This window comes from Streptomyces uncialis, from assembly GCF_036250755.1.
GTDB lineage: Bacteria > Actinomycetota > Actinomycetes > Streptomycetales > Streptomycetaceae > Streptomyces > Streptomyces uncialis.
Window position 1 is genome coordinate 49088 of sequence record NZ_CP109583.1, and the last position, 14068, is coordinate 63155.

The 14068-nt window shown below is 72.9% G+C and carries 14 protein-coding genes; 6 read left to right on the plus strand and 8 right to left on the minus strand.

Translation table 11 applies throughout. The annotated features are described in order from the left end of the window. Positions 1–421: 421 nt before the first annotated feature. From OG711_RS00210 to OG711_RS00225, 4 genes are all read right to left on the minus strand, one after another. Positions 422–1141 (minus strand): SGNH/GDSL hydrolase family protein, encoded by a 720-nt coding sequence (locus OG711_RS00210; RefSeq protein ID WP_329557965.1) that lies wholly within the window; start codon positions 1139–1141, stop codon positions 422–424. Beyond that, positions 1138–1611: a cupin domain-containing protein gene (locus tag OG711_RS00215; RefSeq protein WP_329557966.1), complete on the minus strand. Its 474-nt coding sequence runs from the start codon at positions 1609–1611 to the stop codon at positions 1138–1140. The genes OG711_RS00210 and OG711_RS00215 overlap by 4 nt, the downstream gene beginning before the upstream one ends. 83 nt (positions 1612–1694) lie before the next feature. Then, entirely contained in the window at positions 1695–2525 is an 831-nt protein-coding gene (locus OG711_RS00220; RefSeq protein ID WP_329557967.1) for a helix-turn-helix domain-containing protein, read from the minus strand. 353 nt (positions 2526–2878) lie between these two features. Then, entirely contained in the window at positions 2879–3478 is a 600-nt protein-coding gene (locus tag OG711_RS00225) for a hypothetical protein (protein ID WP_329557968.1), read from the minus strand. A 661-nt stretch (positions 3479–4139) separates the two neighbouring features. Here OG711_RS00225 and OG711_RS00230 point away from each other — a divergent pair. Then, positions 4140–5024, plus strand: a complete 885-nt coding sequence (locus OG711_RS00230; RefSeq protein WP_329557969.1) for a GNAT family N-acetyltransferase — start codon at positions 4140–4142, stop codon at positions 5022–5024. 950 nt (positions 5025–5974) lie between these two features. Here the strand turns inward: OG711_RS00230 and OG711_RS00235 are convergent. Beyond that, a complete protein-coding gene (locus tag OG711_RS00235) occupies positions 5975–6154 on the minus strand; it encodes a hypothetical protein (RefSeq protein ID WP_329557970.1) in 180 nt (59 codons plus the stop codon). Positions 6155–6328: 174 nt separating this feature from the next. Next, positions 6329–7486, minus strand: coding sequence for a serine hydrolase domain-containing protein (locus OG711_RS00240; protein WP_073792658.1), 1158 nt, complete (start codon positions 7484–7486; stop codon positions 6329–6331). 885 nt (positions 7487–8371) lie between these two features. Here OG711_RS00240 and OG711_RS00245 point away from each other — a divergent pair. The 4 genes from OG711_RS00245 to OG711_RS00260 all read left to right on the plus strand — a co-directional run bounded on the left by OG711_RS00245 (position 8372) and on the right by OG711_RS00260 (position 11567). After that, positions 8372–8749 (plus strand): hypothetical protein, encoded by a 378-nt coding sequence (locus tag OG711_RS00245; RefSeq protein WP_329557971.1) that lies wholly within the window; start codon positions 8372–8374, stop codon positions 8747–8749. Between the two features lie 178 nt (positions 8750–8927). Beyond that, positions 8928–9680: an ATP-binding cassette domain-containing protein gene (locus OG711_RS00250; protein WP_079184932.1), complete on the plus strand. Its 753-nt coding sequence runs from the start codon at positions 8928–8930 to the stop codon at positions 9678–9680. Beyond that, a complete protein-coding gene (locus OG711_RS00255) occupies positions 9674–10975 on the plus strand; it encodes a DUF7224 domain-containing protein (RefSeq protein WP_329557972.1) in 1302 nt (433 codons plus the stop codon). Before OG711_RS00250 ends, OG711_RS00255 begins: the two co-directional genes overlap by 7 nt. Beyond that, on the plus strand, positions 10962–11567 hold the full coding sequence (locus OG711_RS00260; RefSeq protein ID WP_073792654.1) for a hypothetical protein: 606 nt from the start codon (positions 10962–10964) through the stop codon (positions 11565–11567). Before OG711_RS00255 ends, OG711_RS00260 begins: the two co-directional genes overlap by 14 nt. A 242-nt stretch (positions 11568–11809) precedes the next feature. Here OG711_RS00260 and OG711_RS00265 read toward each other — a convergent pair whose 3' ends face one another. Continuing rightward, on the minus strand, positions 11810–12211 hold the full coding sequence (locus tag OG711_RS00265; protein ID WP_073792653.1) for a RidA family protein: 402 nt from the start codon (positions 12209–12211) through the stop codon (positions 11810–11812). A 98-nt stretch (positions 12212–12309) separates the two neighbouring features. Between OG711_RS00265 and OG711_RS00270 the strand changes: the two genes are divergently transcribed. Further along, on the plus strand, positions 12310–13293 hold the full coding sequence (locus tag OG711_RS00270; RefSeq protein ID WP_329557973.1) for a helix-turn-helix transcriptional regulator: 984 nt from the start codon (positions 12310–12312) through the stop codon (positions 13291–13293). Positions 13294–13705: 412 nt separating this feature from the next. Here OG711_RS00270 and OG711_RS00275 read toward each other — a convergent pair whose 3' ends face one another. Beyond that, positions 13706–14050: a MerR family transcriptional regulator gene (locus OG711_RS00275; RefSeq protein WP_073792651.1), complete on the minus strand. Its 345-nt coding sequence runs from the start codon at positions 14048–14050 to the stop codon at positions 13706–13708. Between the last annotated feature and the right edge of the window lie 18 nt (positions 14051–14068).

A 14068-nucleotide genomic window follows, 5' to 3' on the forward strand; every position in this document is an offset into this window, starting at 1 on the left:
AGACGGGTCCCGTGTCACCCCTTCAGGCGTACCGGCGCCGGCGCACCGGCCGGCCGATGACATCGCCGGCCCGGCGGGAACGGAACCCCGCCGCGGCCCGTACCCGCCCCGCCGGGCCGGGCCGGGCCGGGCGGCAGCGGTCACCGGAGCGGGTGGCGGGCGCGGTGTCCGGGCGGTCGCAGAGGGCACGGACGGGGCGGGCGCGGTTCCGGACGCGGCGCACGGTGCCCCCGGCCATCGTGGGCAGCCGGCCTTCCGCCCCGCGCGGGACGATACCGGCGGGCGATCCGGGGCCGGTGTCCTCGGGCAGCCGGTCGGCGCGGCACCGTGCGCCGGAGGCGACGGCGCGGGCGTCGCCGGTGAACCGGACGGCGAGACCCGCTCCGAGTAGCCGGTGGCGATGTCCCGCTACCGGGACCGGCTATGTGCTCCGGGTCAGCAGACAGGTGTCGATGACCTCGGCGACGAGGGCGGCGCCGCGGCTGTTCTGGTGGATGTGGTCGGTGGTGAGCACGAGACCCCGGCGCTGCGAGATCGTGTCGAGGCTGCGGCGCAGCACGGCGTGCCGGACGAGGACTCCGAGGCCCGCCGCGGGCGTCGGCTCCCGGTACGGGACCGGCGGCGGGTCCGCCCGGCGTAGTTCTTCGATCTGGCGTTCGTGGAGCGGGAGGTAGGTCGCCTTGTGGGTGGTGGCGGCCTCGGCGATCATCCGGCTGTACGCCTGTGATGCCTGCGCCGCCGCTTCGTCGGGTTGCTGGCCGAGGACGGGGAGGGACAGCAGCCCGATCGTCGCGTCGGTCTCCGTCCGGAGCCGTTCGACGACGGCTCCCAGGCACTGCTGGAACCAGCCGGCCGACGGGCGCCCGGGGAGTTGTCTGCGCTTCATGGCCCGCTCGACGGGGTAGCCGGCGAGGCTCGCCCGGGCGTCGTTGGTCCCGATCAGCACGGTGATCACGTCGGGTGGGTCCGCGACGACGGCGTCGAGGCGCTGTGAAAGGTGGTAGGCGAAGTCTCCGTTGGCGCCGAAGCGGGCGAGCCGCACGTCGCCGGGAGGGCGGCGTCGTTCGAGAAGGTCCAGGTAGTCGACGCTGAGCTGCGCGCGGGTGAGGCTGTCGCCGAGGCACGCGACGCGGGTCGTCACGGCGCTTGCGTGCCGGGGGTGCCGGCGTGCCCGGCCGGGCGGGTGCCGGTCCGGGGACGGTGGTCGGTGCCGAGGCCGGCGGTGACGGTGAGAACGGTCGCGGGTCCCGCCATGTCGCCCGTGTGCCATGCCCCGGCCGGGTTGACGGTGGCCTCGCCCGGCGCGAGCACGACGTGGTCGGGGGCCCCGTCCACGTCGCGGGTGACCGTCACCGATCCGCTGAGGCAGACGACCAGTTCGTCGCCGGCGGGGTGGCGCTCCCCGTGGCCGCCGGGGCCGGGGCCGTCGCCGTCGAAGACCGTCACCATCCGGCCCTCGGCGCCGTCCGCCTCGACGGCGGCGCTGTATGCCTGGAGCACCTCCGGGTCCCAGGCGAAGCCCTCGACGGGTTTCGCTCCCGGCCCCGGCCCGAGGTGCACGGGGGTGGTCCGCAGGTCGATGGCGTTGCGTTCGTGGTCGGCGGGTCTCATGCCGACGATCGTCACAGGACGGCGGCCGGGTGGTCTTGAAGGAATGGGAACGGGAACCGACGTGAGGGGCAGCCGGTCGGCGGCTACCCGGCCCCGGGGAGGACTTCGCCGCGACGCCAGGCCGTCGGCGGCCGGCCCGTGAACTCGCGCCATTCCCGCACGAGATGGGCCTGGTCGGCGTAACCGGAGACGGTCGCCACCGCGGCCCATGGGAGCGGGTCGTGCGCTGTCGCCAGTTCGTGCGCCTGCTCGAAGCGCAGAACCCGGGCGAAGGTCTTCGGCGCCAGGCCCACCTCACCGCGGAACTGCTCGGTGAGGTGGCGGCGGCTCCAGCCCAGGTCCGCGGCGACCGCCCCGACCTGGACGCGGCCCCGTGCGGCGACGAGGCGGCGCCAGGCCTCGGCCACCTCGGGGCGCATCCGGGGCAGGCGGTCGCCGCCGCGGCGGACGGCGCGCAGGAGCAGCTGGTCCAGCACGGTGAACCGGGCGGCCCATGTCGTCGCCGCCCGGAGCCGGTCGACGAGCTCGGCGCCGAGCGTTCCGAGAAGCTCGTCGAGCGGGACCAGCCGGTGGGCGAGCGCGGCGGCGGGCATACCGTAGAGGGCCCGGGCCCCGAGCGGTGTCAGCGACACCTGCACGCCTTGCTGGTGTCCGTCGTGGTGGATCGCGACGGACCGGCACATCAGACCGCCGGCCACGCTGTCGAACCGGGTGACCGGTGACCCGTCGTCGACGCCCGCCGCCATCTCCAAAGGGTCGGACAGGCTGATCACCGCGGTGAGCACGCGGCCCGGCGGACCGCGGTGCACCCCCGCCGGGAACCCGCGAAGGTCGAACCCGACGTACGAGCCGACGTACCTGCGCAAGGCGGGCGCCGGCCGTGCATCGATGCTGGTGGCCGTATGGTCTTCCACCCTCGTCAGTGTACGAACGGGCGGGCCCGGCTGGGTCACCGTCCGCAACGGCCGCCCCGGACCGCCCCGGACCGAACGCGGCGGAACGGGGCCGCGACCCCGTGCCGCCGCGTTCGGTCCCCGCCGCTCGTACCGCCGTGTGCGCCCCGGGGCCTGGGATACGCGCGGGCCCCGGACCGCCTGGGGTCAGGGGCCCGCGGGCTGTCCGCGGCACGGTGGTGGCCGCGGCACGGTGGCCGCGGCACGGACTCACAGTGCTCCACGTCCGTGAACCCGACCCCCTCCGGGCCGCCGCCGGACCGTGGCGACGGCAGGGACGGATCCGGCAGCCGTGCGAAGCGGTGGGATCCGTCTCAGGCCGTCTGCTCCCGGTCCGTCTGCTCCCGGTCCCGTTGCGGGCTCCGGGCCCGGTCCTGTGGCGGGCTCGCGTTCAGCCGGCGTTCGGCACGCCGGTAACGGTCGAGGTTGGTCCGGCGCATCCACCACATGCCGCCGACGGCAACGACACCGCCCACGATCCAGGCAGCACCCGCCACGGCACTGCCGCCCGCGAGAAGGACCACACCCAGCGCGACGAACATCAGCAGCATCACCGGGAAGGCCCACACCAGCTTGCTGTGCATCGTCTTCCGACGGCGGTGGATCAATTGGAGCATGGCCTGCCGCAGAGCCGGGTCGTCCGGGATGTCCCCCCGGCGGAGCCGCCGCTCCAGGGCCGGTACGTCATCGGTCTCCACACCGCTCGCGCGCGCGTCACCCCGTTGGCGGCGGCGCATCAGGACGGTGAAAACGATCGCGTAGGCCCCGGCGCCGGCCACGGCGGCCACCCAGTTGTCGAGATCACGGAAGAGCAGCCGTACCCCGATACCGACGGCCAGCGCCATCAGGCCGACAGCCCACCACGTGTCGATCCACCGTCTCTGCGACCTGAGGTCCCTCTCCCTGCCGGCCATCCCGAGCCCCTCCCGCTCCCGCGGAGCGCGCCTTCCGCACCCCGGACGACATCCGGGTACCCCCCGAACCCCAGGTGACACGGGATCGCTCCCGCACCGCCGCCGAAAGACCCGCCCGACCCGCCCGACCCCGCCCCCGACCCCGGGACCGGCCCGCGCCGCCGCCCCGCCCGGGTGCCGGTCCCGGCCCGGGTCCCGAGCCCGGGTCTGTGTGCCGCGGACCATGCGCAGGGCCCGCTCGGGTCCCGGCCCGGGTCCCGAGCCCGGGACCGGGACCGGCCCCAGTCCCCCTGGCCTCGCAGCCGATGGGTGGAGCCACTGGAGGACAGCGGGCCGGGAGAGACGACGCGGAAAGCGGTGGCCGTCGTGCTGCCCGGCCGCCAAGCCGATGACGGCCGCGGGGTCCTGCCGCCGGGTCACCCGCAGCGCGTGTGCGGGCGCGGCGGCGGGGCCGTGGTCCTGGCCGTGCTCCTCACCATCCGCCGCGGATCCGGCGCTGCACGGTGCGGGCCGGCCGGCAGCACCACGCCCCGGCACCGCGGGCCAGTGGGCCTGCCGCGCCGAGAGCTCCTCACCGCGAGCAGCGCGGGTTGCCGGATCCGGTCATCACACTTGGCCCCGGAGCGGCAGCGGGCGGACCTGTTCATGGTGGAATCGCGTCATGAGTGAACGGGTGGCGGTGGAGTGGCTGAAGCTCTACGCGGAGCAGATCCGTCCCCGGGGCCTGCCCGGGCGGGGTGATCTGCTGGGCCGGCTGTCCCCGGACGCGGAGCTCTCCGGGCCCGTGGTGCGGATGGTGGAGCAGGAGGCCGGCCAGCTGTTGCTGTGGCCCGGTGAGTTCAGCCCCGGGCAGTGGGACTGGGATTCCGTCGTGACGGCCCAGTGCGCCCGCAGTGACGAGCTCGGGCTGCCGTTGGTCTGGTACTGCGACGACGCGCACCACGCGCTCACGGCCCGTCTGCGGGCCGCCGGGTTCACGCCTCAGGACCGCGAGGAGATCATGGTGGGCCGCAGCACCGAGATGGCGTGCGCACCGGGCGCGCGTCCCGCCCTCCCCGCCGGCACCAGGCTCCGCCCGGCCGCGACAGGCGCCGACTTCGAACAGGTCCGGGAACTGGCCGTCCGCGTCCGAGGCGGGTCCTGGAACTGGCTTCCCGCAGCCCTGGAGCGGTGGAGCGCCGATGAGGACGATCCCTGCGCGGTCACGGTCGTGGAAGCACCGCGGCACAAGGTCGTCGCGGCGGGGCTGGTCCGTTTCCACACCGGCACCGGCTTCGCTTCGCTGTGGGGGGCTTCCGTTCATCCCGCCTGGGAAGGACAGGGCCTGTACCGCTCGCTGCTCGGACACCGCGCGGCACTCGCGGCCCGGCGCGGCCACAGCTATCTCTACACCGAGGCGCTGCCTTCCAGCCGGCCGGTCCTCGCGCGGCTCGGAATGGTCACCGTGACGACCCACACCCCCTACCAGTACTTCCCGCCCGGCCGGCCCCGCGGAGCGGCGCAGACATCCGCCTCCACGACCGCGAATCCCCCACGGCACACCTGACGGCCCCACCCCCCACAACCCCACAACCCCACAACCGCAGAACCGCAGAACCGCAGAACACGGAACAGTCCCCGGCGCCCCCCTCCGCACCCCTCAGACACTGAGACAGGTACCGGTGAAAGGCCACAGCAGCAGCCGGCAACGGACCGCTACCGACGCAATTACCCGACTCCGGCACCCGGCCCACACGATCAGTTCCACACCCGAAAGCGACAACCCACCACCAACCCAACTCGACCTCCCTGCCGGACCAGGACCCGCACCCGGTCCGCCCGACGGCCGGCACCTGCGGCCTCATACCGGACGGGAGACCGCAGCCGGGCCCCTGGACACGATCGGCGCTCCGGCCCCCGGACTGTCCGGAGGACACCGAGCCCGCAACCCGTCACACCATGCCGGCCGACCAGCAGACCTGAGCCACCCCTCCCCCCGGATACCGCCACGAGAGCCGACCCGGCAGGCACCCGGGAGTGGTGAGCGCTACGGCACGTCGACACCGTCGTGCACGCAGGGGTGGCAGGCACCGCCGGGTGGTGCCCGCAGAGGTGGAGCGCACTCGATCGTGCCCCGCCCCGGTGCCGGCATCGAGCATTGGATGCAGAACGCCCGCAGTGGGCCGGGTGGGCGGGCTGGGCCACCCACGCCTTCGCGGGCGGAAGTCGGCGAAGCGTACCGTCCGCCTGAGCGGCCGGTCCGTTGAGGCCCGGTCAGAAACGGTGCCGGATGTGGTCCAGGTCTGCGCCGAGGACGGACAGGCCGGGGTGGCTACGGAACCGCTGCTGGCACCGCCACGCATCGAGGCCGGCCTTGCGTACCGATGGGGTCCGCCCCGAACCTGGACCGCACCCGCCCGCCACCGCTCTCGCAACTGGGCGAGCGAACGGGCCTCCCTCGGCCTGAACGGCCGTGCCTGACGGACCGCCACCCAGGCGAGCCCGGCACGGACCCGCTCAGAGCCCAGGTACGGGCCCGCTCGGGGCACGGGCAGCGGACACCGGGTAGCGGCCGTCGTCAACGGCACTGACGTACTCGCGCTTCAGCTGGGCCAGGCAGGCAACGATCCGGTCGCTGCGCCGGGTGGCCCAGGCGATGATGCCGAACGGCACGGCCACGGTGTCCGCGCTCTGCAACGAACCCGTGAGGGCCGGGGCGAGTCAGGAGCCGAGGCCGTCGCCCGAGTCGCATACCGTCACCGCGGGCCGCCGCCCCACCACGGACACCGCGACCGTGCCGTCGCCGCCCCGGCGGAGACCCTGACCCGGTCAACTTGGCAGCCGCGTGAAGTCGAAGAACCGGGAGGGCGGCTACCCGCAGAACTCCGCCTCGATCACCGCCCCGCTGTCCCCCGCCCAGTCGCCGTTGAAGTTGAGTGCCAGCGAATGGCTCGCGTCCCGGGTGACGAATGCCTCGGACTGGGAGCCGTGGATGCCTCCGCCGTGGCCCCAGACCTCCTTGCCGCAGCTGAGGCGGACGGACTGGACGCCGAGGCCGTAGCGGTACTCCGGGCGCTGGGGGTCGATCGGGACGGTCGTGGTCAGGGCGTTCTGCTGCTCGGGCGGGAGCAGTTCCCCCTTGAGCAGGGCGCGGAAGAACTTCTGGAGGTCCTTGGAGTCGGAGATCATGCCGCCCCCCGCCCCGGCCAGCGACGGGTTCAGCTCGGTCACGTCGCGGATCTTCGCGGCCGGGTCCCAGGAGAGCGGGGAGTAGGCGCGGCTCGCGGGGCCCGGCACCCGGGGGTCGGTCCTGGGGACGGAGGTGGCGCGGAGCTGGAGCGGGCGCAGGATCCGGCGTTCGATCTCGGCCTCGTAGCCCCGGCCGGTCACCTTCTGGACGACCATTCCGGCGAGGGTGTAGTTGGTGTTGGAGTACCGCCAGCCGGTGCCGGGCGGGAAGTGGGGCTTGTGGCCCATCGCGAGGCCGACCAGCTGCCCGGGGGTCCAGGTGTCGTAGCGGTGCCGGAGGAAGCCCTCGCCGAAGATCTTCGCCTGGTAGCCGGGGTCGGCACTGTAGCTGAAGACGCCGCTGGTGTGGTTGAGGAGCTGGCGCAAGGTGATGTGCCGGCCGTCGTGGCCGTTGCCGCGGACGGTGCCGGGGAGCCACCGTTCCACGGTGTCGTCGAGGTCGAGGCGCTCCTCGGCCTCCAGCTGGAGCAGGACGGTGGCGACGAACGTCTTGGTGACGGAGCCGATCCGGTAGCGGTCCTGCGCCGTCCGTTCCCTCCCGGTGTCCAGGTCACCGACGCCCGCGGTGCCGCTCCAGCTTCCGGCCCGGTCCCGGGCCCGGGCGACGGCGCCGGGGACCCCGTCCCGTACCGCCTGTTCGAGGGCCCGCCGGGTGGCTCCGTGCCGGTCGGCGGTCTCTCCGGCCGTGACGGAGTGCGCGGCGGCGGGCGCCGCCAGCACGCCGGTGGCGAGTACCGCCACCGCCGTGGCCAGTGCTGTGCGGACCGTACCTGCTGACATCTTCGGGCTCCCTCGGTCGACCGTGTCGGCGAGGAGGACTCCCCGGCAGGCGTGTCCCGTTGCCCGGCGCCGCGGAGTTGAGTCACTATCAGCCAATTCCTGAGGGACGGCGGTCCTGCGGGCGGCGGTCCTGCGCGACACGGCTGGGTCCGTGCACACGACCGCGTTCGCCGCCCGGTACGGCCCGCCCGGCAGCGCGGGCGCCACGCCGTACGAACCGGTGGCCGCCACGGCTGACCCGGTGCATCGCTTCCCGGTGCCCGGCCTGCCCTGCCGGCGCGCCAGGGCAGTGTTCCTCGCTGCGCGGTCGACCCCTGCGGCTGTCGGGATGCCGGCCGGGGAATCCGGGTGCCGGCCGGGGATACGTAGGCCTCGGCGGAGCAGACCGCGGCAGCGCGCGCACTCCTCCAGGGGGCAAGGTAACCCGGCAGGAGCGCCCCGGGGGTTCGTGCTCCGGCCCGCCGGTACGAGGAGCCACGCGGGGCGCCGGCGGACACCGCCAGATCCGTGACCGCCGACGGACCGCGGGCGGACCCGACCCCTGCCGGGCCGCCGTGGACGGTTCTCCAGCCGCTCTCCGCCCGCACCGCACCGGAGGCGGTCAGCGCCACCAGAGCACGTCCGACGGCAACCCGCCCAGCCCGCTCCGCGGAAGAGCGGGCGCAGTAGGGTATCGATCGCGAATAACGTTGTCATCAGCGGGACTTGAGGGCCTGTCCGGCTTGCCCGGTGCGGCAGGACCGGCGGCAGCGAGTGTCCGGCGAGCAGCCTCCGCCGGGTGACGGTTCTCTGCCATGACCACGAGGAACCCGGCTGACCACGGCCGACAGTTGTGGGCGACTGCGCCGTGCACGATGTCCCAGCACGCACCATGAGAGGCCGAGCATGACCGACTACCTGCAAGCCGTCCTCGCCATGCTCGGCCCGGAGGAAGGACGGCTCACCGATCCTGCGGCCTGGCTCAAGCTGGAAGGGGAACTCGGCAGAACCCTTCCGTCGGACTACAAACGGATCGTCGACGCCTACGCACCCGTGCAGATCAACGGACACCTCTCCCTTGCCCATCCGGCGTCCGGCTCGTGGAACCTGGGTGCCGAAATGCGCTCGACGGCCCCGTCCGGATGGAGTACCCGCACGCCGTACCGGGCCGGCCCGTCCGGGAGGCCTGCGGACCGGAACGCGGGATGTGAACACCGCACCGCCCGCCACGGCCTCCGCAAGCCCGCGCCGGGACCGGCGAAAGGTCCGTGCCGGGACCAGTGAAGAGTCCGTGCCGGGACCGGTGAAGCATCATCCGGAGAAGACGTGAACGCACACTCAGGACCAACCGGACCCGTGCCGGCCTCCGACCAGCCCTCCAGCGTCCAGGAGCCCGCCGACTCGGGCGACGCGTACCGCATTTGGGGACTTTCTGCTAATGACGACATGTCCTGTCGCTCGATTGACGGCCCTCGCACAGGGTTACGGCGGCCGTCGCGTCATCGAGGATCTCGACCTCTCCCTCCAGCCCGGCGTCACAGGCCTTCTGGGCCCCAACGGGGCGGGAAAGACCACACTCCTGCGCACTCTGGCCACCATCGCGCCACCGCGGAGCGGCAGGCTGGAGCTGTTCGGCGGGCCTGTCACCAGCGAACGGCAAGCACGGCGGGTCCGCCGTCGTATCGGCTACCTCCCGCAGGACTTCGGCTACTATCCGGCGTTCTCCCTCACGGACTTCGTCCGATACTGCGCATGGCTGCGGGAAGTCCCCTCCAGGAACATCGACTCCGCGACCCGGGAAGCACTCGCGGCCGTGGGCCTGGCCGGCCGGGCCCGGGACCGGATGAAGTCGCTGTCCGGCGGCATGCTCCGCCGGGCCGGGATCGCCGCGGCCATCGTCGGCTCGCCCTCCCTGCTCCTGCTGGACGAGCCGACCGTCGGTCTCGACCCCGCGCAGCGCCTCGACTTCCGCGAGCTCATCCGTTCCCTCGCCCGCGCCGGAACGGCCGTCGTCCTCAGCACACACCTGGTCGAGGATGTCGGAGCCGCCTGCGACACCGTCCTCGTCCTGGACGACGGCCGAGTACGCCACAGCGGCCCGCCTCAGGGGCTCGCAGCGCTGGCCACGTCCACCGCACCCGGCGACAGCCCCCTGGAACGCGGCTACATGACTGCACTCGGCAACCACCGGCCCGGCGAGGGAGCCGCGTGCTGAACGCGTATCGCATCGAGCTGCGCCGCTCACCCCTGCTGACGGCGTTTCCTGTGATGATCGCCCTGGATCTGCTGGTGCTCTTCGGCCGGTCCCGGTACTGGATCGGCGTGTGGCCCGAAGCAAGTGTGGCGGCCCAGGTCGTCACGCTGTTCCTGGGGCCCGTGCTCTCCGGCGTCTCCGCCTGGCAGGCCGGACGCTCCTCCCGCGCGGGAATGCCCGAGACCGTGCTCGCGGCGGCCCGGCCGTTCTGGCGGATCGAGGCCGCACGGCTGGCCGCGACCCTCACCCTCGGATTCCTCGCGTACCTGGTCGGGTGCCTGACCGCCGTGGCCGTCTCGATCGGCGAGGCGGGCCCCGGTTTCCTTTGGCCGTCCTACCTCCTGCTCGGCGCCTCCACTCTGATCATCTTCGCGTCCGTGGGTCATCTGGCCGGCCGCTGGTGGCCTTCCGCCGCCTTCACACCTGTGGTCTGCGCGCTGGGGTGCTTCATCAGCATGCTGGCACTTCCCTTCAGGTTCAACGTTCTCGCGGGACCGCCGGATCAGCATCTGCGCCCTCTTCCGGTTGCTGTGCGGCTGCTGTTCGCACTCGCTCTGGCGGTGCTGGCGGTCACAGCACCACCCGTGCGCAGGAACACCGAACGCCGCACACCCCGCCGGGAGACGCCCCCGCACATCCGTGTGGTCGCCATCGGGTCGGCAGCGGCCTCCCTCGTCGCACTGGCCGCGGTGCCGGCCTCCGGCGAACTGCGTGTGGAGCGCCCGGCGTCGGCGACGGCACCGCTGTGCGAGCGCGCCGACATGAGTGCGCCGCAGGTGTGCGTCTGGCCCGAACACCGCAAGTACCTTCCCGAACTGACCCTCATGGCGCAGCGCCTGGACCGGCCTGCCCAGCCCTGGCTGAGGTCCCCCGACGCGTTCCACGAATTCGGGCTGAAACGGAGCAGGTGGGGTGACCGCGGATTCGACGTCGCCGAAGGTCACGTCCGTACCGCGGCGATCGCCATGGCCGACCGGGTGTTCACCGAGTCGCTGGGCCTGTGCACACCTCCCCGCCAGGAGAGGCGTGTCTGGCAGGCCATGGACAACATCCGTCTCTGGCTCGAATACCGCTCCACGGGGCAGGACCCGGCTGTCGCCGACGAGGGGCTCCACATGGTGGGTGTCTCCGCCGCGCAGCGCGAGGCGACCAGAGCCGTCCGGATGCCGGCGGCCGAGCAGCGGGCATGGCTCACCCGACAGCACAGTCACATTCTTCGAGACCCTTCCTGGTGCGAGCCTGATGACCGGTTCTGATCTGCTCCGTTATGCGAGAGTCCACCGGGGCGCAGCCGTCCTGGCGGCCGCGGCCGCGGTCGCCCTCCTCTCGGCCCTGTTCGGCGGCACCCATATCGCCCTGCCCTCGATCGGCAGCGGAGGGGTCACGACGGGCGTGCCCTTCCGGCACGAACTCCCGCTTCTGTCGGCCGTCTTCCTCACCGCGGCCCTCGATGGCACCATGTCGGCCCACAACGAGATGGGTGCGTCCGCGATGCACCGCCTCCGCCTCCTGTACTGCACCGGGCTGACCTTGGCAGCCTGCGCTGTCTCCTTCAGCACGGAGGCGCTCGCCGTCGGTCCGGGAGCAGGGGCCGTCTTCGTCCGGTCCCTGCTGATCTGGCTCGGTCTCGCCCTGCTGTCGGTACGGCTGCTGGGCCACCAACTCGGCTGGGTCGTCCCGCTCGCTTCGGCCTTCTTCCTGATCTGGTACCCCCACAGCTGGTGGGACTGGACATCCAGCCCCGCGACCGACCCCTTCAGCTGGACCGTGGCCGCGACCGCCCTGTCCGTCGGGGTGGCCGCGACCGCGGCCACCCCGTGGCGAAGGAAGACCTTCCTCCGAAGGTAGAGGGTGTCAAGCAAGCGGAACTCCACGATTCGTCGGCAAGTGGACCTTCGCGGGCCGGGGACAGCCGTGAACGGATGTCCCCGGCCCGCTTGTACGCGCCCTTCCAGGTGGGGGACGCGGGCTTCAGCCGTCCGTGCGGCATACCCATACCAGGAGCGTCCCGCACTGCCCCAGGTCCAGGACTGCGCCCAGGTCCGGGCTGCTCCCTCGGTGACCGCCCCTGGTCCGGGCTGCCCCCCGGGTCAGGGCCGGACGGCGAGGGCCTCGACCTCGAACAGCACGTCCGGCGCGGCCAGGCTCGCGACACCGATCAGCGTCTGCGTGGGCGGCTTCGCACCCCAGCCCTCACGGACGGCCCCCGCGATCGGCCCGAGCTTGGTGACGTCATGGTCCACGACATACGTCCTGAGCTGGACGACATGGCCGAGGTCGAGTCCATGGGCGGCAAGAGCGACACCGATGTTGTGGAACGTCCGCTTCACCTGCCCGGCGAAGTCGGCCGAGACCACCGCGCCGTCCGGACCCGACCCGTACTGACCCGCGATGAGCACCAGTTCCTTGCCTGCGGGAACGGCGGCGGTGTGGCTGTAGCCGAACGGGACCGGGTCGTGCAAACCGTCCGGATTGACCATGGTGTGTGCCATGTCGATGACCTCTCGTGCGCGGTGGTGTGTCGTCCTGCTCGGCAAGCCTCCCAACGAATCACGACATCCCATGTCATGTATTCCTGTAGGGTTTTCGTATGCGCGCCGACCGGTTGGTATCACTGGTCCTGCTGCTGCGGCGGCACGGCCGGCTGTCCGCGGCCACGCTGGCCCGCGAGCTGGAGGTGTCCACCCGCACCGTCCTGCGTGACATCGACGCGCTGTCCGCAGCCGGTGTCCCTGTCTACGCCGAACGCGGCCGGCACGGCGGATTCGCGTTGCTGCCCGGTTTCCGGACCGAGCTCACCGGCCTGAACCACGACGAAGCACTCGCCCTGCTGGTCGCCGGATCACGGCGCGGCGCGCAGGCGTTCGGACTCGGCTCGGCACTCGCCTCGGCGATGCGCAAGGTGGTCGACGCACTGCCCGAGAGCTATCGGGTCACCGCGGCCGGCGCGGCCCAGCGCCTGCTCATCGACCCACAGACCGACCTGCTCTCGCGACGGCAGCCCGCCGAGGAAGTACCCGACGACGTGGTCGCCGAGGTCCGGCGTGCGGTGTTCGCCGGACACAAGCTGCGCATCCGCTACGCGGCCGTGGACCAGGCCGCGAAGTGGCGCACGGTGGACCCGATCGGCCTGGTCACCGTAGGCGGCCAGGGCTACCTGCTGGCCACGAGGTCCGGCGCGGACCGCACCTACCGGCTGTCCCGCGTCCTGGCCGCCGAGGAACTCGGCGAACCGGCCCAGCGACCGGACCGGGTCGATCTCGACCGTGCCTGGCAGGAACGCAGCACACGGTTCCGGACAAGCGGCGACCAGGTCACCGTGCTGGTACGGGTGGACCCGGCGCGGCAGGCGGATCTCGTGGCCACCGCGTTGTCCGTCCGCGTCGAGGAGACCGAGGAAGCCGACGCGGACGGCCGGCTGCGGCTGGAGACGACCTTCCAGGATCCGAGACACGCCGAATGGGCACTGTGGCAGCTCGCCACCAGCGCGGAGGTCCTGGCACCGCAGTGGCTGCGCGACTCCCTGCGCGGCCGCGCCGCCGCGATGGTCACCTGCTACGAGGCGTCGTCCTGAGCAACCTCGCGCGGCGCACCAACCGACCGCCCGGCGTGCCGGGCGGGCCGATCCTGCCCGGAGGAGGTCCGACCCGGTACGGGCGCCGGCCGGCCCGCCGCTCGTGGATTCCGTGAGCTTGATGCCCGCCACGCCTCCGGCGGGACGGACGCCCTCACCCGGCCTTCCTGCGTGCGCGGCACCGGCCACCGCGTACGGGAGGGACCCGCGAAAACCAGGGCCACGGACACGGCGCCCGTGTCAGGGCCCCTGGCCGAGCTGCCGCCACCCCGCAGCCCCGCAGCCCCGCAGCCCCGCAGCCCCGCAGCCCCAGGGAAAACGGGGCGCAGCCGGGCGGGTTCCGGCCGGTCCGGGCAGCCGTCACCGGCGCGTCGGCGCTGCACGCGGCCCTTCGCACCAGTGCCGCCGGGCCTTACGCCCCGTTGCCGGGTGAGTCCGCCGAATCGGCGGCGGCACGGCGGTACTCGGCGTTGATGCGCTGCGCTTCTTCGAGCTGGTCCTCAAGAACGATGATGCGGCAGGCGGCCTCGACGGGGGTCCCCTGGTCGACGAGTTCGCGGGCGCGGGCGGCGATGCGCAGCTGGTAGCGGGAGTAGCGGCGATGGCCGCCCTCGGAGCGGAGCGGGGTGATGAGGCGGGCCTCGCCGATGGCGCGGAGGAAGCCCTGGGTGGTGCCGAGCATCTCGGCGGCCCGGCCCATGGTGTAGGCGGGGTAGTCGTCGTCATCGAGACGGCCGAACGAGTCGTCTGCTGTCATTTGCACCTCTCCTGGAAC

Bases quoted from the DNA above. Each gene is read 5' to 3' on its own strand.
- OG711_RS00215 (WP_329557966.1), bottom strand. From the start codon at position 1,611: ATGAGACCCGCCGACCACGAACGCAACGCCATCGACCTGCGGACCACC.
- OG711_RS00225 (WP_329557968.1), bottom strand. From the start codon at position 3,478: ATGGCCGGCAGGGAGAGGGACCTCAGGTCGCAGAGACGGTGGATCGAC.
- OG711_RS00230 (WP_329557969.1), top strand. From the start codon at position 4,140: ATGAGTGAACGGGTGGCGGTGGAGTGGCTGAAGCTCTACGCGGAGCAG.
- OG711_RS00240 (WP_073792658.1), bottom strand. From the start codon at position 7,486: ATGTCAGCAGGTACGGTCCGCACAGCACTGGCCACGGCGGTGGCGGTA.
- OG711_RS00245 (WP_329557971.1), top strand. From the start codon at position 8,372: ATGACCGACTACCTGCAAGCCGTCCTCGCCATGCTCGGCCCGGAGGAA.
- OG711_RS00260 (WP_073792654.1), top strand. From the start codon at position 10,962: ATGACCGGTTCTGATCTGCTCCGTTATGCGAGAGTCCACCGGGGCGCA.
- OG711_RS00265 (WP_073792653.1), bottom strand. From the start codon at position 12,211: ATGGCACACACCATGGTCAATCCGGACGGTTTGCACGACCCGGTCCCG.
- OG711_RS00270 (WP_329557973.1), top strand. From the start codon at position 12,310: ATGCGCGCCGACCGGTTGGTATCACTGGTCCTGCTGCTGCGGCGGCAC.
- OG711_RS00275 (WP_073792651.1), bottom strand. From the start codon at position 14,050: ATGACAGCAGACGACTCGTTCGGCCGTCTCGATGACGACGACTACCCC.